This is a genomic window from Collinsella sp. AM33-4BH, assembly GCF_003469205.1.
Classification (GTDB): Bacteria; Actinomycetota; Coriobacteriia; order Coriobacteriales; family Coriobacteriaceae; genus Collinsella.
This window is the reverse complement of the sequence record NZ_QSIN01000003.1, coordinates 90,163-109,016: the sequence shown is the minus strand read 5'-3', so window position 1 is coordinate 109,016 and position 18,854 is coordinate 90,163. Positions and strand designations below refer to the sequence as shown.

General features: G+C 60.3%; 16 protein-coding genes and 1 riboswitch. Of the genes, 7 read left to right on the top strand and 9 right to left on the bottom strand.

Features of this window, described 5'->3' with window-relative positions:
- Positions 1-83 precede the first annotated feature (83 nt).
- The gene (locus DW821_RS03485; RefSeq protein WP_118065601.1) at positions 84-2,801 is read right to left on the bottom strand and encodes an EAL domain-containing protein; all 2,718 of its coding nucleotides are present in this window, start codon (positions 2,799-2,801) and stop codon (positions 84-86) included.
- A 324-nt stretch (positions 2,802-3,125) separates the two neighbouring features.
- Here DW821_RS03485 and DW821_RS03480 point away from each other — a divergent pair, with 324 nt between their 5' ends.
- Positions 3,126-3,995: a patatin family protein gene (locus DW821_RS03480; RefSeq protein ID WP_118065599.1), complete on the top strand. Its 870-nt coding sequence runs from the start codon at positions 3,126-3,128 to the stop codon at positions 3,993-3,995.
- A gap of 224 nt (positions 3,996-4,219) precedes the next feature.
- Here DW821_RS03480 and DW821_RS03475 read toward each other — a convergent pair whose 3' ends face one another.
- Genes DW821_RS03475 through thiM form a run of 3 tightly spaced genes read right to left on the bottom strand, consistent with a single transcriptional unit; the run spans position 4,220 to position 6,096 of the window.
- Positions 4,220-4,915, bottom strand: a complete 696-nt coding sequence (locus DW821_RS03475) for a thiamine phosphate synthase (RefSeq protein ID WP_118065597.1) — start codon at positions 4,913-4,915, stop codon at positions 4,220-4,222.
- A complete protein-coding gene (locus tag DW821_RS03470) occupies positions 4,912-5,253 on the bottom strand; it encodes a thiamine-binding protein (RefSeq protein WP_233552986.1) in 342 nt (113 codons plus the stop codon). Before DW821_RS03470 ends, DW821_RS03475 begins: the two co-directional genes overlap by 4 nt.
- A 3-nt stretch (positions 5,254-5,256) precedes the next feature.
- Positions 5,257-6,096 carry a hydroxyethylthiazole kinase gene (gene thiM, locus DW821_RS03465; protein WP_118065595.1) on the bottom strand — a complete coding sequence of 280 codons (840 nt, stop codon included), beginning with the start codon at positions 6,094-6,096 and terminating at the stop codon, positions 5,257-5,259.
- A gap of 51 nt (positions 6,097-6,147) precedes the next feature.
- A riboswitch (TPP riboswitch) is annotated at positions 6,148-6,258 on the bottom strand.
- 60 nt (positions 6,259-6,318) lie between these two features.
- On the opposite strand from thiM, the gene DW821_RS03460 reads away from it, so the two are divergent.
- The 4 genes from DW821_RS03460 (at position 6,319) to DW821_RS03445 (ending at position 10,880) form a co-directional block, all read left to right on the top strand.
- Positions 6,319-7,227 (top strand): HAD-IIB family hydrolase, encoded by a 909-nt coding sequence (locus tag DW821_RS03460; protein WP_118065593.1) that lies wholly within the window; start codon positions 6,319-6,321, stop codon positions 7,225-7,227.
- Positions 7,228-7,237: 10 nt separating this feature from the next.
- Complete coding sequence (locus DW821_RS03455) at positions 7,238-8,134, top strand: LysR family transcriptional regulator (RefSeq protein ID WP_118065591.1); 897 nt, start codon at positions 7,238-7,240, stop codon at positions 8,132-8,134.
- A 155-nt stretch (positions 8,135-8,289) separates the two neighbouring features.
- On the top strand, positions 8,290-9,423 hold the full coding sequence (locus tag DW821_RS03450; protein ID WP_233552985.1) for a 5-methyltetrahydropteroyltriglutamate--homocysteine S-methyltransferase: 1,134 nt from the start codon (positions 8,290-8,292) through the stop codon (positions 9,421-9,423).
- Positions 9,424-9,545: 122 nt separating this feature from the next.
- Positions 9,546-10,880, top strand: a complete 1,335-nt coding sequence (locus DW821_RS03445) for a uracil-xanthine permease family protein (RefSeq protein ID WP_118065587.1) — start codon at positions 9,546-9,548, stop codon at positions 10,878-10,880.
- A gap of 57 nt (positions 10,881-10,937) precedes the next feature.
- Here the strand turns inward: DW821_RS03445 and DW821_RS03440 are convergent, their stop codons facing one another.
- The 5 genes from DW821_RS03440 to DW821_RS03420 form a co-directional block, all read right to left on the bottom strand.
- Positions 10,938-11,603: an alpha/beta hydrolase gene (locus DW821_RS03440; RefSeq protein ID WP_118065585.1), complete on the bottom strand. Its 666-nt coding sequence runs from the start codon at positions 11,601-11,603 to the stop codon at positions 10,938-10,940.
- 207 nt (positions 11,604-11,810) lie between these two features.
- Positions 11,811-13,508, bottom strand: a complete 1,698-nt coding sequence (locus tag DW821_RS03435; RefSeq protein WP_118065583.1) for a hypothetical protein — start codon at positions 13,506-13,508, stop codon at positions 11,811-11,813.
- Between the two features lie 271 nt (positions 13,509-13,779).
- Positions 13,780-14,610: a hypothetical protein gene (locus tag DW821_RS03430; protein WP_118065581.1), complete on the bottom strand. Its 831-nt coding sequence runs from the start codon at positions 14,608-14,610 to the stop codon at positions 13,780-13,782.
- A 203-nt stretch (positions 14,611-14,813) separates the two neighbouring features.
- Entirely contained in the window at positions 14,814-15,560 is a 747-nt protein-coding gene (locus DW821_RS03425) for a carbohydrate-binding domain-containing protein (RefSeq protein ID WP_158567532.1), read from the bottom strand.
- A gap of 207 nt (positions 15,561-15,767) precedes the next feature.
- Positions 15,768-17,081, bottom strand: coding sequence for an NCS2 family permease (locus DW821_RS03420; protein ID WP_117803754.1), 1,314 nt, complete (start codon positions 17,079-17,081; stop codon positions 15,768-15,770).
- 193 nt (positions 17,082-17,274) lie between these two features.
- On the opposite strand from DW821_RS03420, the gene DW821_RS03415 reads away from it, so the two are divergent.
- Positions 17,275-17,694 (top strand): peptide deformylase, encoded by a 420-nt coding sequence (locus DW821_RS03415; RefSeq protein ID WP_118065577.1) that lies wholly within the window; start codon positions 17,275-17,277, stop codon positions 17,692-17,694.
- A 131-nt stretch (positions 17,695-17,825) separates the two neighbouring features.
- Entirely contained in the window at positions 17,826-18,791 is a 966-nt protein-coding gene (bsh, locus tag DW821_RS03410) for a choloylglycine hydrolase (RefSeq protein WP_117640612.1), read from the top strand.
- Positions 18,792-18,854: the final 63 nt, after the last annotated feature.

Here is an 18,854-nt window from a genome sequence, read left to right as displayed (position 1 = left end):
CTCCCAATTCGGTTTAGATTGGGGTATTAGTTGGCTCATGGGAACAAACGCTCCCTCGACGGTGGCGTTTGCGCACGAGCGTATTAGTTGCTGTCGCCACCATCGAACAATGCCTCAAAATCCTTCGCCGGCATGGGGCGGTAGTAGAGGAAGCCCTGAGCGTAGCGGGCGCCCATCTGTCGTAGCATGTTCGCCTGCTCATTTGTCTCGACGCCTTCGACTACGACGGGCAGATGGAGCGACTGCGCCATCTCGAGCATCGATGACACGATCTGCGCGCTGCGGCCTTGATCGCGGTCGGTGGGCACAAAGGTGCGGTCGAGCTTGATGACGTCGACGTTGACGTTCTTGAGCATCGCGAGCGTGGACTGGCCGGTGCCAAAATCGTCCATATAGGTCGAGAAGCCGCGGATGTGCAGGTCGGCTGTCAGTTTGTCCACGGCCTCGGACTCCCCCGTATAAGCCGTCTCGGTGATCTCGATACGCATGAGCTCGGGCGGTAGGTTGTATTGGGCGGCGAGCGCCCCCATATGTTCGGCAACGTCGCAGGCAAGGATATCCACGCGCGACACATTAAGCGAGACCGGAACCACGCGAAGTCCTCGATCGATGCGCTCGCGCAGCCACGAGGCGACGCCCTGCCAAATGTACTTGTCGAGCGTCACCACAAAGCCGCTTTCCTCGAGTGCGGGGATAAACGTTGCGGGCGAAATGAGAGAGCCATCTTTGTCGATCCAGCGTGTGAGCGCCTCGGCGCCAATGATCTCGCCGGTTTCCATATCAACCAGTGGCTGCAGATAGTAGGTGATGCGGTCGTTTGAGAGCGCATACTGGAACTCGGTGAGGGTGCGGTGAAACGCAACCTCGCGCTTGTATTCCTCGGGGCGAAAGACGGCAATGCGATCCTTAAAGTCGTTTTTCGCGCGCCGATTGGTAAACATGGCCTTGGCCTGTGCATCGATGCTGATTTCCTCGTTGGAGTCGATGGGGTAGACACCCATGGACGGCCAGAAACCTACGCCGTTATCATGCTTGGCCACGGCCTCGCGAACGCGGTTATAGATTTTATGGACGGTGTCGTGCTCAAAGGGGATGAGTACGCAAAAGTCATCTTGGCCCCAGTACCCTGCGACGCCCATGTCGGCATTCTCGATGTCCTTGAGGACCGTGCCCACATCGGCGAGCATGCGGTCGCCCTCGGCCTGTCCGTGCCATTCGTTGAACAGCCGCATGTGTCCCATGTCGACGGTGGCGATACACCAAGCGCCGTCGCGCCCTGTCCTCAGAAATGCGTTGGCACGCCGCATAAACTCGCTGGGTCGATAGAGGCCCGTGAGCGTATCGATGCGTTCGGCGACGGCGCTTTTGCGCTCAATCTCAGGTATGGGGAGGCTGTCGTTGGGAACAAGCCCGCCGGCCGCACGAAGACGACGGTCGAGTTCGCCTAAAACAGCGGTCGCTTGATTGATTAAGCGCTCGTAAAAGGCCGGAACGACGAGGCAGACGGGGGTAATGGTATCGCCCGCGATTTGAACAGGAGCGAAAACGGCTTCTTTAAGATGATGGGTCAGTTGCTCGAATGCCTCGTGGCCCAACTCGTTGCTAAGCACGACGAACTGGGCGTTTCGTGAGCGGAAGACGCGACTCCTGCCGCGGGTGATCGACAACATGCGGCCTGCGTATTCGGCGAGCATGTTGTCGACAGCCTCGGCCCCATAGAGCTCGTTGAGCTTTGCCGTGCCGCGAACGCGGACCGCTATAAGCCCCGTCTCGCAACGGTCGCGACGGCAAGCATCGATAGCGTTGATCAGCATACGCTGCGTTCCGAGGCCCGTAGCGGCGTCGACGGTTTCGGCAAGCGAGTGGTTGACGAGCTCGCCGACATAGAGCGAGGGGGTATTTCCGTCGCCGTCGATACGAAACCCGCGAGCGCGGCAAAGGACGTAGTCGCCCGCGGCATTGCGCATACGGTACTGCATGACGCGGCGGTGTTTGGAGCCGTTGTAGATTTGGTCGATATCGCTGGTATAGGCCTCAAGGTCATCGGGATGGACACGCGTTTTCCAGTAATCGTGGCAGTTGTCGATATGCTCGGAAGGAAGACCGAGATCGCGCAAGGCGCCTTGTGACCAAAGGGTGCGATGCTTGTCCAAGTTCTCGATAAAGCAATAACGGCCTTCGTTGAGCATCGAAAAGGCATCGAAAACGCGGTCGCTTATTTCGAAGTCGTCGGCGTGGACTTGCACGATATTGCGTCGATCAAGGTGCATGGCATGGCGCAGCTTGTAGTCGTACATGCGATGGTCGGCATCGAGTGTCATGCGATTGGAGGCTTCGCCCAGGGCGGGGTCGGCGTGTGCCACTCCGTAGCTAAACGAATGAGGCATCTCGGAATCGTTGTTCTTGAGCAGGACCGTTCGGCAGTGTTCCAGACGTTCGGCGAGGTCGTCCTCGGTCGCAATCGTAGATAGGATGGCAAACTCGTCGCCGCCTATGCGAAACGCCGCCTCGTCCACTTTCATATACAGTTTGAGATAAAGGCTTACCTGCAAGATGTAGCGGTTGCCCTCGTCATGCCCAAAGACGTCGTTGCAGTGCTTGAGATTGTCGATATCGATGAACGCCATGGTAACGGGGATGTCCTGCCCCCAGAGCTCCTCGAGGGAACGGGCAAAGCCGCCGCGGTTGCCAAGTCCGGTAAGCTGGTCGGTAAAGGCGGTCCTAATCAGATCATCCTGACGCTCGAGAAGGTCACGGATGGTCTTTTCGAGCGTTTCGGTGTAATTGCTGACAGTATCCATGTTCTAAGCGGCTTTCTGAGGTCGGGGCGGATTGCGTCGGGCGAGCTCGTTGTGTACACGCGTCGTTGCTCAGCGTATTGCGTGTATCCAGGCCTCCGCCTTGCGGCGTTGTTGGGTTACTTTGCCGGCTAATGTTCGCTGTTGATAACTGCTGAGTAGTATAAACAACAGTACAAAATTATATAGGGGTGCCAATACTATGGGTGACAATTATTTGCCAAGCGGTAACACGACGATGCGATGTTCGATGAAAATGCGACTGAGACGATATATGTTGACGGGTATACTTGTCCCGTTTAAAAACGCAGAAACGGGGATGATCGCATGACGCAGCCAGATACGACGCGCACGGTGGGGCTCGCGCTCGAGGGAGGCGGCTACCGCGGTATGTATACGGCGGGCGTGCTCGACGTATGGATGGAGTGCGGCTTAACTTGCGACCATATGGTGGGTGTCTCGGCGGGCGCGGCATTTGGCTACAACTTTAAATCGCGCCAGATCGGCCGTGCCATCCGCTACAACAAGGCCTATTGCGCCGACAAGCGCTATGCGAGTGTAACGAGCTGGTTGCGAACAGGGGACATGTTCAATGCCGATTTTGCCTATCATGAGGTGCCCGTCGAGCGCGATCCCATCGACCTGGAGACATATCGTGCCTGCCCCATGCGGTTTACGTGCGTGTGTACCGATATCGAGACGGGCAAGGCCGTCTATCACGATCTGCCGTATGGCGACGAGCGCGATATCGAGTGGATTCGGGCGTCATCGGCGATCCCTGTGGCAACGCGTCCCGTTGCTATTGAGGGCCGCAAGTATCTGGATGGTGGCGTGGCCGATTCCATTCCCAGTGCTTGGCTGTTTGCGCAGGGCTATGACCGCAACGTGGTGGTGCTGACGCAGCCGGCGGGCTTTGTAAAGCAGCCCAACAGCGTGATGCCCATGCTGCGTCGTGTGTTCCGTCACTACCCGGAGTTTGTCGCAGCGCTTGAGCATCGGCATGAGGTCTACAATGCTACGCTCGATGACCTGGCACGTCGCGAGGCTGCCGGCGAGATCTTTGTGGTGCGGCCGAGCGAATCGGTGAAGGTGCCGTCGCTGTGCCGCGAGCCCGATGAGCTCGAGCGCATCTACCAGATCGGCCGCCACGATGCGGAGGCGACTTTGCCGGCGCTGGAGACCTACCTGGCGGGGTAGGGGCTGCGGCGGAAAGCGCGTCCCAGAATCGGCGCCCAGAACGGGATGCAGTTTCCCGGACGGGAGGGTTTTGGAAACGGCGTCCCAGAATTTGCGTCTGGAATGGGATGCAGTTTCCCACTGGCCCTCTATACGGAAAGCGCATCCCGGAATGGACGTCCAAACTGGGATGCGCTTTCCATTGCTGAAGATATGAGGCTGCGGAGTAGCTGCTCGGCCTATGTCTATGCCTGCTGCCAGGTGTCGACGAGCTCCTTGGCCGCGACGTAGGGGTCATCGGCGCTGCAGACGGCGCTCACCACAAAGAAGCCGTCGACGCCGGTGGCCTTGAGCTGCGGCAGGTCGGCCGTCTTGACGCCGCCGCCCACCACGATGGGCACGGGGCTTGCCGCGTGGAGTGCGGCCAGGTCCTCAAAGCTCTTGGTGATGATGGAGCCGTCGGCCGCGCGTCCGCAGTCGCGCTTGGTCTCGGTCTCGTGGAGCGGGCCGATGCCCAGGTAGTCGACCAGGCTCATGTCGGCGGTCTTGACGTACTCGAGCATCTCCTCGCAACGGGCCGAAAGACCCACGATGGCATCGGGGCCCAGCAGCTTGCGACAGACCTCGACGGGGATGTCGCTCTGACCCACGTGCACGCCGTCGACAGCGATGCCCTGCTCGCGCGCGGCGAGCACGCAGTCAAAGCGGTCGTCGATCAGCAAGGCGACCTGACCGGTCTTGCCGGCCTGAGCGATAGCCTGCGCGGCGTCGTCGGTCAGCGCGATGATCTCGCGGGCACTTGCCACCTTGGAGCGCACCTGGATGCAGGTAAAGCCGGCGTCGAGTGCCTGGGCCACTACATCGCCCACGGGGCGCCCGAGCGTGTTTTCGGGACCGAGTACCAGATAGGCCGAGATATCAAGGTTGTCGCGGATGCTCATCGTGCTTCCTCCTGTTTCTTGATCTGTGCTTCCATGCGCTCGAGTTTGCCGGTCATGGTGTCGGTAAATCCGGGTCGAATATCGGCTTTGAGCACGACTTCGGTGCGGATGCCCTTGCTCGCCAACACAAAGGTCGCGTCGCGCACGACCTGCATGACCTCGTCCCAGTCGCCCTCGATCTCGGTGAACATCGAGGTGGTGCGGTTGGGAAGGCCGCTCTCGCGAATGACGCGCACGACCTCGGCGACCTTGGCGGACAGCTCATCGCCGGTGCCGCACGGGGCGATGGCCACGGCGACGAGCGTGTTCATGCCGGCGTTGGTTGCGGGTTCGGACATGGCTTATGCCTCCTCGAGCTCGAGTCGGTTATCGGCGATGTCTTGGGCGGTTGCGCGGTAGAGCTCGTCGATAAAGGCGACCTTAAAGCTTGCCGGGGCATCGGCAACGGCGGCGGCACGCGTGCCGGCAACGTTGTAGGCGGCGGTGCCGCAGATGGCCGCCGTAAACGGGTCGGCGGCGCAGGCATACACGGCCAGCACGCCGCCCTGCGAGCAACCGCAGCCGGTGATTTTGGACATGAGCGGGCTGCCGCCGTGGGACTTGGCCACGGTCGTGCCGTCGGTAATCAGGTCGACTTCGCCCGAGACCACAACGGCGCCGCCGGTGTAGCGGGCGAGCGCCACGGCGGCGCCGCGGGCGGCGTCTACCGTGTCGGTGGTATCGACACCGCGCACGCGACTCAGATCGGCCGCTTCGCCCTCAAGGCCCCACAGGCCGGCGAGCGCGATAATCTCGGAGGCATTGCCGCGCACGATGGCGGGTTTGTACTGCTTGAGTTCGTTTACCAGTTGGGTGCGCAGGCTGCCGATGCCCAGGCCCACCGGATCGAGCACCCAGGGCTTGCCGGCGTCGTGTGCCGCCTTGGCCGCGCGGGGAATCGTCTGCTCGTAGATGGGGAAGAGTGTGCCCATGTTCAGATAGATGGCGCCGCCGCCGGCAACGAGCGCCTCGCCCTCGTCGGGCAGATAGACCATGGCGGCCGATCCGCCCACGGCGAGCTGCGCGTTGGCGACAAAGTCGATCGTCACCGTGTTGGTGATGGAGCCCGCCATCGGATTGGTGGCGCGAATCTTCTCCACTGCCTTGACCACGTCTTGCTTAAGCTGTTCCGAATCAATCACTGCACATGCCTCCTTGGCATAGAAAAGGGGCGCTGTGCATAGACAGCGCCCCTCAAAAGGCGGCATGCTCCCTACGCCAGCATTAACTGACAGGTTCAAAGGATTGGGCCCCATGCCCTCTCAGCCTTGTGGTTTGCACCGCCGGCACTCCCGCATCGAATCTGTTGCTCCCTATACTAACGCATCGGTACAATTGATGGGGTTGAAACGAATGGGGACTCTATGATTAAACTTGTGCTGACCGATATGGACGATACGCTGATTCCAGCCGGGCATGACGGCGCCAGCGACTACGCCATCGAGGGCATTCATGCCATGCAGGCGGCGGGTCTGCACTTTGGCCCGGTTTCGGGTCGCCAGCCGTCCGCGATGGGCTGGATGTTCAAAAATCGTTCCGAGTGCTTTTCGACCGGTGCGTTCTGCAACGGCCAGGTCATGTTTGTCGACGGTCAGGCGGCCGCCTCGCGCGCGACCGACAACGATGCCCTGATGCGTCTGGCCGATTACCTCGAGCAAGAGACCGACGATACCTATCTAAAGGTCTACAGCCTGGGTGACGACTTTTGGGATAACGATGCCTATTGCGTGACGAGCGACCCCGAGCGCGTGCGTCGCGCCATGGAGTCGGGCGGCAACGCATGGCTCAAAGGCGAAGAGGCTCCGTGCCGTCCTGTTGTCGATGATGCCCCGGTATACAAGGCGAATATCTGGAGCGCCCGCTCGCGCGAAGAGCTCGCTGAGCTGCGCGACCGCATTGCCGCCGAGGTGCCGGAGCTCTCGCTTGTGTTTCCCAACAACCGCGTGCGCCTATTCGATATTCTCCCGGCCGGTTGGGACAAGGGCTGCGCTGCGCTGGAGCTGGCGCGCGCTTTGGGCCTGACGCCCGATGAGGTGGCCGTATTTGGTGATTCCGATAACGATCTGCCCATGATCGATGCCGTTCCCAACTCCGTTGCAGTCGCCAATGCCAACGAGGCCGTCACGGCTGCCGCGCGCTGGCATATCGGCGCTGCGGCAGATGATGCGGTTGCCGGGGCTCTGCATCAGATTGCCGCCTGCGCCGCGACGGGGGAGATGCCGTCGTTTATGCGCCTGCCGGGTACTGCCGACGCGAATCTCACGAACAGCTAAGGAGACAGCCATGAAGCTCCAGCAGCTCAGATATGTCGTCAAAGTTGCCGAATGCGGCAGCATTACCGAGGCCTCGCGCCGGCTCTTTGTGTCGCAGCCTTCGATTACCGCATCGATTCGCGATCTCGAAAACGAGATGGGTGTGCATATCTTTGAGCGCACTAACAAGGGCGTCGTTGTGTCCGAGGAAGGCGAGACCTTCTTGGGCTATGCGCGCCAGGTGCTCGACCAGGCCGACCTGCTCGAGGGCAAGTACAAGGGCGCATCCGAGCAGGTGCCGCACTTTAGTGTGAGCTGCCAGCATTATTCCTTTGCCGTTAACGCGTTTGTCGACGTGATCCGCGAGTTCGATGCCACGCGTTACGACTTTACCCTGCGCGAGGAGCAGACTCACGAGATTATCGAGGATGTCGCGCATATGAAAAGCGAACTGGGCATCCTATACTTATCCGAGCATAACCGCGAGGTTATCGAGCGCATGCTTGCCGCCAACGAGCTCGTATTCGAGGGACTCTTCTGCGCCACGCCGCATGTCTTCGTGTGCGCAGACCATCCGCTGGCGGGCCGCTCGAGCGTGACGCTCGAGGACTTGGAAGACTACCCGTTCCTGTCCTACGAGCAGGGCAGCTATAACTCGTTTTACTATTCCGAGGAACTGACCTCGACCTTTGAGCGTCGCAAGAATATCCGCGTACGTGACCGTGCGACGTTGTTCAACCTGGCCATGGGCCTCAACGGCTACACGGTGTGTTCGGGCGTGATCAGCCACGAGCTCAACGGGCCGGGTATTATCTCCATTCCGCTCGATGTGGACGAGTACATGGAGATTGGCATCATCACGCGCAAGAACACGACGCTCACGCGCTACGGTCGGGCCTATATTGACGCGATTCGTCAGCACATCTAAGCTGCTGCGTTCTGCACGGATCAAATCTCTTTATGGCAGTCCTAGCTGATATAGGAAGCATCTATATCAAACTGTTATAAACATATATTTTACGATGGCCATATGAGCGCTCATACTCTGTCCCAGTAAAGCAACCAATGCAAAGGGAGATATCCATGAGCACTTCGATTCAACCGAACGCGCCGTTTCGCGCCGATATCGTCGGCAGCTTTCTTCGTCCGCAGGCCGTAAAGGACGCCCGCGCTGCCTATGCGGCAGGCACGCTTGATGCCGAGGGGCTTAAGGCCGTCGAGGACGATGCCATTCGCGATTTGGTGGCAAAGCAAAAGGCCGCTGGCCTGCAGGTGATTACCGATGGCGAGTTTCGTCGCAGTTACTGGCACCTCGACTTTATGTGGGGGCTCAACGGCATTGAACGCCGCACCTCGCGTACGGGCTATATGTTCCACGACGAGGAGACCACGGCTGACACCGCCGTGGTGACCGGCCCCATCAGCGGCGAGAACCACCCCTTCGTCGAGCACTTTAAGTTTGTCAAGGTGCTTGAGGGCGAGGGCCAGGTTGCGCGCCAGACCATTCCGGCGCCGATCCAGACGTTCTCCGAAGTCACGCTCGACCGCTGTGATGGCCAGCAGGAGAGTCTGCACGCTGTCTACAAGACCGACGAAGAGCTCGTCGACGCCATCGCGGCGGCATACCGCACGGTGATCGCCGACCTGTATGCCGCGGGCTGTCGCAACATCCAATTTGATGACTGCACCTGGGGGATCTATTGCGATACCGACTTTGTGGCAAAGACTGGTATGAGCCCGGTCGACCTGCAAAAGGTGTCCGAGCTGGGCGTGGCGCTCAACAACGCCGCCATCGCGGGCAAGCCCGACGACCTGGTCATCAACACGCATGTGTGCCGTGGTAATTACCACTCTACCTATGCCTTCGAGGGCGGCTACGACCCCATCGCGCCGTATCTGTTCGCACACGAGAACGTCGATGCGTTCTACCTTGAGTTCGATACACCGCGCGCCGGTGGCTTTGAGCCGCTGAAGTATGTTGCCCCCGGCAAGAAGGTCGTGTTGGGCCTAGTGACCACCAAGGCCGCTGAGCTTGAGGATGAGGATGCCATCGTTGAGCGTATTCACGAGGCTGCAAAGTATGTTCCGCTCGAGAACCTGTATCTGTCTCCGCAGTGTGGCTTTGCCAGCTGCGAGATTGGCAACAAGCTGACCGAGGACGAGCAGTGGGCGAAGATCGCGCTGGTCAGGCGCATCGCCGAACGCGTTTGGAAATAGCGCTAGCGTTTGCAGGTGGCGGCGCGTGCGAGGCACTGCGTATCGCGTACAATGGTTCGGATCGTATCGTTCGGGCAGGTTATCCAATATGCCCGATCGCCCTTCCATTCGAAAGGACATCCATGTCCCAGTCTTCGACGCCCGCCGTCGCCGATGCCATCTACGATGCGTCATCGCTCGGCCGCCCGCGCATGTTCCTACTCGGTCTGCAGCATCTATTTGCCATGTTTGGCGCCACGGTGTTGGTGCCCGTGCTCACCGGTCTCTCGGTGTCGGCAACGCTTTTGTTTGCCGGCTTGGGCACGCTGCTGTTCCACTTCCTGTCGCGCGGTAAGGTGCCGGCCTTCTTGGGCTCGTCGTTTGCCTTTATTGTCGGTTATGCCGCAATCGCGCCCAACGGCGAGGCCGAGCTTTTGCCCTACGCTTGCCTGGGCGTAGCTTGTGCCGGCCTGCTCTATCCGGTGCTGGCGGCCCTGTTCCGCGCGTTTGGCGCCAAGCGCGTCATGCGCTTCTTTCCGCCGGTGGTGACCGGCCCCATCGTCATTTCGATCGGCCTAATCTTGGCAAGCTCTGCCATCGCTAACTGCCAGACCAATTGGCTTGTTGCCGTTGTCGCTGTGGCTGTGATCGTCATCTGCAACATCTGGGGCCGCGGCATGGTCAATATCGTGCCGATTCTGCTGGGTGTTGTGGTGAGCTATGCCGTTGCCGCCGCGCTCGGCGAGGTTGATTTCTCGGGCGTTGCCGCCGCGCCGTGGGTCGGTCTTCCCATCGTGTGGGACAACACCGTGTTTGCGCTCTTTGGCCCGCAGTTCGATAGCGGTCTTGCCACGACGGCCATCATCACCATTATGCCGCTGGCCTTTGCGACTATGATCGAGCATATTGGTGATATCTCCGCTATCGGCTCGACTTGCGAGCGCAACTACATTGCCGATCCCGGCCTGCATCGCACCCTGCTTGGCGATGGCCTGGCGACCATTCTCGCATCGCTCTTTGGCGCTCCGGCTAACACCACCTATGGCGAGAACACCGGTGTGCTTGCCCTGACGCGTGTGTTTGACCCGCGCGTGATTCGCATTGCCGCGTGTTGCGCCATTGTGCTCTCGTTCTGCCCCAAGTTCGCGGCTGTCATTGCGGCCATGCCGGCGTGTGTGATCGGCGGCGTGTCACTCGTGCTCTATGGCATGATCAGTGCGGTAGGTGTGCGTAACCTCATCGAGAACCAGGTCGATTTCCAGAACAACCGCAACGTGCTGGTGGCCGCTCTGGTGCTGGTGCTTTCACTCGGCATTGCTTACAGCACTGCCGGTGCTATCGTGTTGGAGCTGGGCGGCGTGACCATTTCGCTTTCGGGTCTTGCCGTGGGTTCGCTGGTGGGCATTGTGCTCAATGCCATCCTACCGGGTAACGACTTTGAGTTTGATGTCTCCGAGCTTGAGGAGGCTGCTGAGTAACAACTGCGTCCAGCTGAATCAAAAAATGGCGCCCATGCGTACGCGCGGGCGTCATTTTTAATGCGTCAATATCCAGTGGATGCCACGTGCCATGCGCAGATCGGTTTGGGCAAAGTGATTGCCGGGGTTGAGCTCCAGCGTTGTTGGAATGCCGCGCGCGACGAGCAACGCTTCCATCGCGCGTGTGTCGTCGAGTACATGCCGCATCATGCGGTTGGGTGTCTTGGTCTCCTTTTTGCCGAGTGACAGATAGACGGCCTGCGGGTTGCCGGCAAAAGGGGCCGTGCTGGCGCGATCGACAAAGTCGGGAAACCACAACGACCCCGATGCGCTTGCGGCGCGGCTAAAGGCGTCGGTTTGCCAGAGGGACCAGAGCGCGAAGAGGCCCGCGAGCGAGTAGCCGGCAATGCCGCGCCAGGTGGGCGGCTGAGGAAGCGACGACTCGGCCTCTGGGATTATCCAGTTCAACAGCTCATCGAGAAATCCGGAAGCCTGACCGCCAAAGGGCTCGGCATCGCGCACGGTTCCGTCGCATCCCCAGGGGCTCAGCTCGCGATTCCAGTTGAGGCTGCCAATGCCGACAAGCGTGAAGGGCGGGCAGTTGAGCTCTCGGCAGCGTTCATAAACCTCCGCGCCGTCGCCCATGACCACGGGAAGATAGATGACTGGTGCGCTTTCGGCATGCTGTGCATGAACGGTTATCTGCTTTTGATGCGCTTCCATGACGGGCTTCTCTCGGCGTTGTGATATCGACGGCCCCCATTGTCGCACGCCGGCTCATGCAGGTTGGGCTAGACAAAAGACAATCTCGTGCATACCCTGCGGACGCATATGGAAAACGCCACCGCCGGAGGGGAGCTCGGCGGTGGCGTTGTTAAACGGTCCTGGGACTCGGGGCCTTCGCGGGAGCTGCCATGTGCGCAGAGGCGTCTACGAGCGTTTGCGGCTCGCCATGGTGCCTGCGGCGATAGCGGCTGTTCCCGCAAGGACGGTTGCCACGATGGCCGCACCCGAGGTGTCGCCGGTTGCCGCGAGCACGCCGGTGGCCTTGGCCTTCGTGGTTGCAACCGCAACGGTCTTGGTCGTCTTTGCGCCCTCGGGCTTGGGGTCCTGCTTGGACTCCGCGGGCTTGGTCTCGTCGGGCTTGGGGTCTTCCGGCTTGGCTACCTCGGGAGGTGCGATGACCATGCTCTTGGCGACAGCTTCGTTATAGGGGGAGTCGATCACAGCGTCGCCCGTGCCGATGGCTTGGCCTGCCTCGTAGATGCCGTTACGGAGCTTGCGATAGTCAATGACCTTGCCGCCTTCGGGCGTCTGGATGGCGGCGTTCTCAATCTTGATGGTGCCGATTGTCTTGCCGTCAGCGCTCATGGCACGGGCAAAGATTGCCGCTGTATCTCCTTCGGCCGTTACCTTGCTGCGGATGATCGAGATGGCTGCGGGTGTGACGCCCTCGCTGGTCTGGGCGATGATGCCGATGTTCTCGCCTTGGGGCTCGGGGCTCGTCTCACCATCTTGGTTTTCGCTGTAGGGGATGGGGCCGTCGCCGTTCTCGACATAGCGGGCTATGGCCTTGACAACGGAGTCGCTGATGTAGATGTGGCCACCCTCCTCGTTGGGTCGATCGTTTCTGGTGGAGAATGCAGCCGAAACCTCACCTTCCGCAAACGCGTCCACGGTGGAGCCGTTCTTGACGACGATGTCGTCCTGGTAGGTGAAGAGGGCGATGGCGCCACCGTATCTGCCTTTACCTGCACGGACCGTCACGTTTGCATGATCGAGGGTGATGCCCTTGTGGGCATAGACGCCATATTCAACACCGTTTACGTTGAGGGAGGCGTTTGTGGCTGCGAGGCTGCCCTTGGCCTCGACGGCAGCGTCTTTCTCGGAGCTTGCCTCGACCGTCCCGCCACCCTTGATGGTGAGGTCCTTGTCGGTTCCAATACCCTTGTCCTCGGTAGCCCTGGCGGTGACGGCTCCGCTGTCGTCAATCGTGATATTGCCGTTTGCCCTGATGCCATCCGATGCACCCGTGGCGTTGACGTTGCCCGAACCTTTGATAGCGAGATCACCCCCGGCATTGATGGCATCAAACCCAGTGCTCGTGGCGTTGACGGATCCGGCTCCGTCGATGTTGATATTACCCGTGGAGAGGATAGCGTCCTCAGTAGATGTCACGCTGAGCGTGCTGCCCGCGTCGCCTTGGATATTGAGCTCGGCATTCTCGTTAGTGCCATGAGAAACGTTGATGCTTTCGATCCATTCGGCAGTGACGATGTTGGTTCCCGAGTAATTCACGTTGAGCTTGCCTGCGGCCTGGATCTCGCCGCCGTTATAGTTGTTGAGCTTCAAGTCGTCGGCGCCGTCCCACGACCAGGTACCGGCCTCGTCGCTCGCCGCGGTGTTGTACTTGTTGCCGCCGACCTTGACCCATTCCGCTGCGAGCGAGACGCTCGGCATGAGCAGCGAGCTCACCGTGAGCGCGCACACGGCGCCCGCGACGATGCGGCGCGTCACGCGGCGCCAGCTGCCGTGCGCGAGTCCTATGCGACGGCGAACGTCGGGTTCGGCAACATGGGTTCCGGCGGTAGCGTCATTGCGTTTGGGGGTCGTGAACAAGGCTGCCATGGTTGCTCCCGTTCTCATAGGGCCTATACGGCTAGGTTCAGCGTATCTGCTGGATGTTGCCGGCGGTAGTGCCGTTTGGAGGGCAAAATGGCCAAAATGGGGGAGAAATAGGCCGCACGCCGGCGCAGGGACCGACGTTAAAAGAAAAGCGCGGGGCCGCATGGCGACTCCGCGCTTTATTGTTCAGCTTTTGCAGCCTTGCCCTTACGCTACGAAGAAGTAGACGGGGAAGGCAAGGGCTGCGACCCACCCGTCCTGTGCGAAAAAGTGTTTACGAGCGTTTGCGACTCGCCAGGGCGCCTGTGACGATAGCGGCCGTTCCTACAAGGGCGGTCGCTATGATGGCCGCGCTCGAGGTGTCGCCGGTTGCGGCGAGGATGCCGGTGGTTTTGGCTCCCGCGGTTGCAGCCGCAACGGTCTTGGTCGTCTTCGTGCCCTCGGACTTGGAACCCGGCTTGGTCTCGCCGGGCTTCTCCTCGGGTTTGATCTCCTCGGGAGGCACGATGGCCGTGCTCTTGGCGACAGCGGCGTCATAGGGGGAGTCGATCGTGGCGTCGCCCGTGCCGATGGTTTGACCTGCCTCGTAGGAGATGCTGGGGCCGCACTCTTCTTCGTAGCGATAGTTAATGATCTTGCCGCCTGCGGGCGTCTGGATGGGAGCGCCTTCGATCTCGATGGTGCCGATCGCCTTGTCATCCTCGCTTATGGCAAGAGCGAAGATTGCCGCCGTGTCTCCCTCGGCCGTGAGCTTGCTGCGGACGATCGAGATACTCGCGGGCGTGATGCCCTCGTAGGTCTGGGCGAAGATACCGATGTTCAGACCCCTAGGCTCAGGGATGACCTCGCCGCTTTGGTCGTTGCTGTAGTGATCGGGGCCATCGCCACCGGTCTCGACATAGCGGGCTATAGCCTTAACAACGGAGTCGCTGATGTAGATGTGGCCGCCAGCGACGTTTGGCTGGTGGTTTCTGGTAGAGATTGCAACCGAGAATTTGCCTTCTGCGAACGCGTCCACGATGGAACCATTCTTGATGACGATGTCGTCCCCGTCAGTGATGAGGGCGATGGCCTGGCCGCCGCTCGCGCTTGTGCGGACCGTCACGGTCGCGTGATCGAGCGTAACGCCCTTGTAGGCATAGACACCATATTCAACACCGCTTGCGTCAAGGGAGGCGTTCGTGACCGCGAGACTACCCTCAGCGTCGACGGCAAGATCTCCCTGGGAGCTTGCCTCGACCTGGCTGCCGCCCGAGATGTCGATGTTGCCGTCAGCCCAAATCGCCGCTTCTTCTATCGAGCTTGCTTCTACCTTGCCACCGCCTTTGATGATCGGTCACTGCCCGCGGCGATGCCGTAACCTTCGCTTCCTTTAGCGATCACTGTGCCAGAGGAATCGATGGTGGTCTTGCCCTTGGATTGGATGCCTTCGGTACCGCCCGTTGCATTCACGGTGCCCGAGCCCGTGATAGAGAGATCGCCCTTTGCCTCAATTCCGTCGGAAGTAGTGCTTGTGGTGTTCACAGTGCCTGGGCCAGAAATGGAGAGGTCGCCTGTGGATTTAATTGCATCGGCCTCAGCTGTCACATTGAGCTCATCCGTGCTATTCGAGCTCGTTATGTTCAACTCTGCTTTCTGGCTAGTGCCATCCTGCGCCTTGATGGCGGCTCCGGTGTAATCGGGCTCGGTTTTCACGGTGTTCTTTCCCTCGTAGGCAATGTTGAGCTTGCCCGCAGCCTGGATCGCACCGCCGTCATAGCCGTTGAGCTTCATATCGTCGGCGCCGTCCCAGCTCCAGGTGCCGGCGGCGTCGCCCGCCGCGGTGCCGGCGTTGTACTGGGTGCCGCCGACGTCCATCCACTCCGCCGCGAGCGAGACGCTCGGCATGAGCAGCGAACTTACCGTGAGCGCGCAGGCCAGGCCGCAGACGATGCGGCGCGTCACGCGGCGCCAGCTGCCGTGCGCGAGCAGCGTGCGACGGTGCACGTCGGGCTCGACAAAATGGGCTCCTGAGGTTTTATCATTGCGCTTGGGGGTCGTGAACAAGGCGGCCATGGTTACTCCCATCCTCATAGGGCCTATGCGATTACGCCCAGCATATCTGCAGGATGTAGCCGGCGGTAGTGCCGTTTGGAGGGCAAAATGTCCAAAACTTGGGAGGCAATACATCGCGCGTCCGTGCGGTGCCTGGCTTTAAAAGAAAAGCGCGGAGCCGCTCGATGCGACTCCGCGCTTTGGTGTTCTGCTTTGGCAGCTTTGCCGTTACGCTACAAAGAAGTAGACGAGGAAGGCAAGGGCTGCGATCCACATGAGCGGCTTGATCTTGGAGGCCTCGCCCTTAAAGAGCGCGACGATCACGTAGGCGATAAAGCCCAGGCCAATGCCGGCAGAGATGGAGTAGGTGAAGGGCACGCCGGCGACGATCATGAACGCCGGGAAGCCCTGCGACACGTCGGACCAGTCGATCTCGGAGGCCTCGCTCATCATGAGGTAGCCGACGTAGACCAGAGCACCGCAGGTGGCGGCACTGGAAACGATGGTGACGATGGGGGAGAAGAACGCGGCGAGAATGAACAGCACGCCGGTGGTGACGGAGGTGAGGCCCGTGCGACCACCGTCGGCAGCGCCAGAGGTGGACTCGACGAAGGTAGTGATGGAGGAGACGCCCATAAAGCCACCGGCAGCAGCGGCCACGGAGTCGACGACCAGGATGGGACGGATGTCCTCGACATTGCCGTCCTCGGTCAAGAACTCGCCCTGCTTGGCGACGGCCATCGCGGTGCCCATGGTGTCGAAGAAGTCGCTCATGAGCAGCGAGAAGGCAACGACGAGCAGCATCGGGTCGGTCAGGACCTTCACGATGGCAAGGTTGCCGTCGGCAGTGCTGGCAAACGGGGCGCCGAAGGTCGAGAAGTCGAGCGGTGCGATGAGGCCCTCGGGCGCATGGGTGACGCCCAGCGGGATTCCGGCGATAACGGCGACGATGATGCCGATGAGCAGCGAGCCCGGCACGTTGCGGGAAGCCAGGGCAACCGTCACGACGATGGAGATGATGCCGACGATAAAGGTGGGGGAGGCGATGTCGCCCAGGCCGACGAGCGTACCGGCGCCAGCGGTGATGATGCCGGCGTCGCACAGGCCGATCATGGCGATAAACAGGCCCAGACCCACCGAGATGGCGTGGCGCAGGACCACGGGGATGGCGTCCATGATGGCCTCGCGCAGGCCGCACAGGACGAGCAGCAAGATGACGATACCCTCGAGGAAGATAACGCTCATGGCCACGTGCCAGTCGCCGCCGCACATGGTGGTGGCGATGCCCGCGATCATGGCGTTGATGCCCAGACCCGACGCGCAGGCGAGCGGGCGGTTGGCGAAGATGCCCATGCAGATGGTCATGATGCCGGCGCCCAGGCAGGTGGCGCAGGCGAGCGCTCCCGCATCGATGCCAGCGCCCGAGAGCACTGCGGGGTTGACGGCGATGATGTAGGCCATCGCCAGGAATGTTGTCAGTCCAGCGCGAAGTTCGGTCCCGATTGTGGACTTGCGCTCACTGACGTGAAATAGTTCGTCCATGCATACCCTTTCCTTGTTCGGCCCCGAGTTTAGGCCGATTGACACGAACTCACCTACTATATCGCCTTTGAAAGGTTGATGTTCCTCGCGTGTTGAAGTTCGGCGCTTTGTAGCAGACGGACGGTATTATTCGCATGAAAATGTGTAGGTACCGTATACTTAAGCGGTTACAACGACCCCTATGGAGGAACGTATGATTAAAGAGCTCTGCCACGACGAGGCTATCCTGTCCCAGCGTTGCGAGGTTGCGACCGTCGAGGACGGGTCGGTTGCTCAGGACCTGATCGATACCATCAAGTCGCTCGACGATGCCGGCTGCCTTGCCGCTAACCAGATTGGCGTTACCAAGAAGGTTTGCGTCTACTTGGACGATGCCGGCGAGCCCCACGTGCTCTACAACCCTCGTCTGGTGTTTGGCCTGGGCGCCAGCAAGATGGAGGAGAGCTGCCTGACGCACGACGAGATCACCAAGTCCACGCGCTACATCAAGTGCAAGGTTGCCTTTGACCAGATCGTCGACGGCAAGATGCGCGAGCGCAAGCAGGACTTTGTGGGCTTCGAGGCGCAGATGATCCAGCATATGATCGATCACTGTCTTGGCAAGCTTGTCTAAGGCGACCACAGCACCGCACTTCGTCGTTTTTGGTCCGGGCGTGACATTGTTGTCATGTCCGGGCTTTTGTGTTTAGCGCCTTTTTGTTTGGTGACAATGAACTTAGCAAGAACGTAAAGCTAGGAGGCGCTATGTGTACGAGCATTCGATTTACCGATAATTCCGGCAACATGTATCTGGGCCGCAACCTCGACTGGAGCTTTGACTACGGCCAACAGGTTCGCGTGATGCCGCGCGGGTTTCACATTCCGTATTCGTTTATCGACGACACGACAGCGGCACACGCGGTGATCGGTATGTGCATCGATTACAAGAACTACCCTATGTTCTTCGACTGCGGCAACGATGCGGGCCTCGCCGTGGCGGGTCTCAATTTCCCGGGTTATGCCGAGTATGCCGAGGACCCTGTCGACGGCAAGACCAATATCGCGGCCTATGAGTTTCCCCTGTGGGTGGCAGCGACGTTCTCGACGGTCGATGAGGTCGAGGCCGCGCTGCGCGACACGGTGATTGTCGCCAAATCTGCCGGAGAGGGGCTGGGCGTGTCGCTGCTCCATTGGATTATCGGCGACAGCCAGCGTAGCATCGTGGTCGAGATGATGGCTGACGGCCTGCATGTATACGACGATCCGGTCGACACCCTTGCCAATCAGCCCACCTTCCCGTGGCATATGGAAAACCTACGCACTTATATCACCGCCACAAGCGATTTTCCGCAGACGGCGACGTGGCGTGGCGCCGAGCTTAAGCCCTATGGAGCCGGTGCCGGCATGCGCGGCATTCCCGGCGACTGCTATTCGCCGAGCCGTTTTGTAAAGGCAGCGTACCTCAACGCCAATTACCCGCAAAAAGACAGCGAGACCGAAAACGTCGTCCGCATGTTCCGTTCACTCGAGGGCGTGGTGATGATTGAGGGGGCGTCCAGGATGGGCGATGGCAAGTTCGAGAAGACTATCTATACCGGATGCTTTAGCGCGCGCACAGGCAATTATTACTACGCGATGTATGAGGATCCGTCGATTCGCTACGTGAGCCTGATGGATGCCGAGGGCGCGAGCCCCGATAGGCTTGTGGTTCCCGAGCCGCGTCGTTCGTAGCCGAGGGCTTTACTGAAATGCAAAGCGCCCCTGCATCTCCTGTGAGGTGCAGGGGCGCTGTCG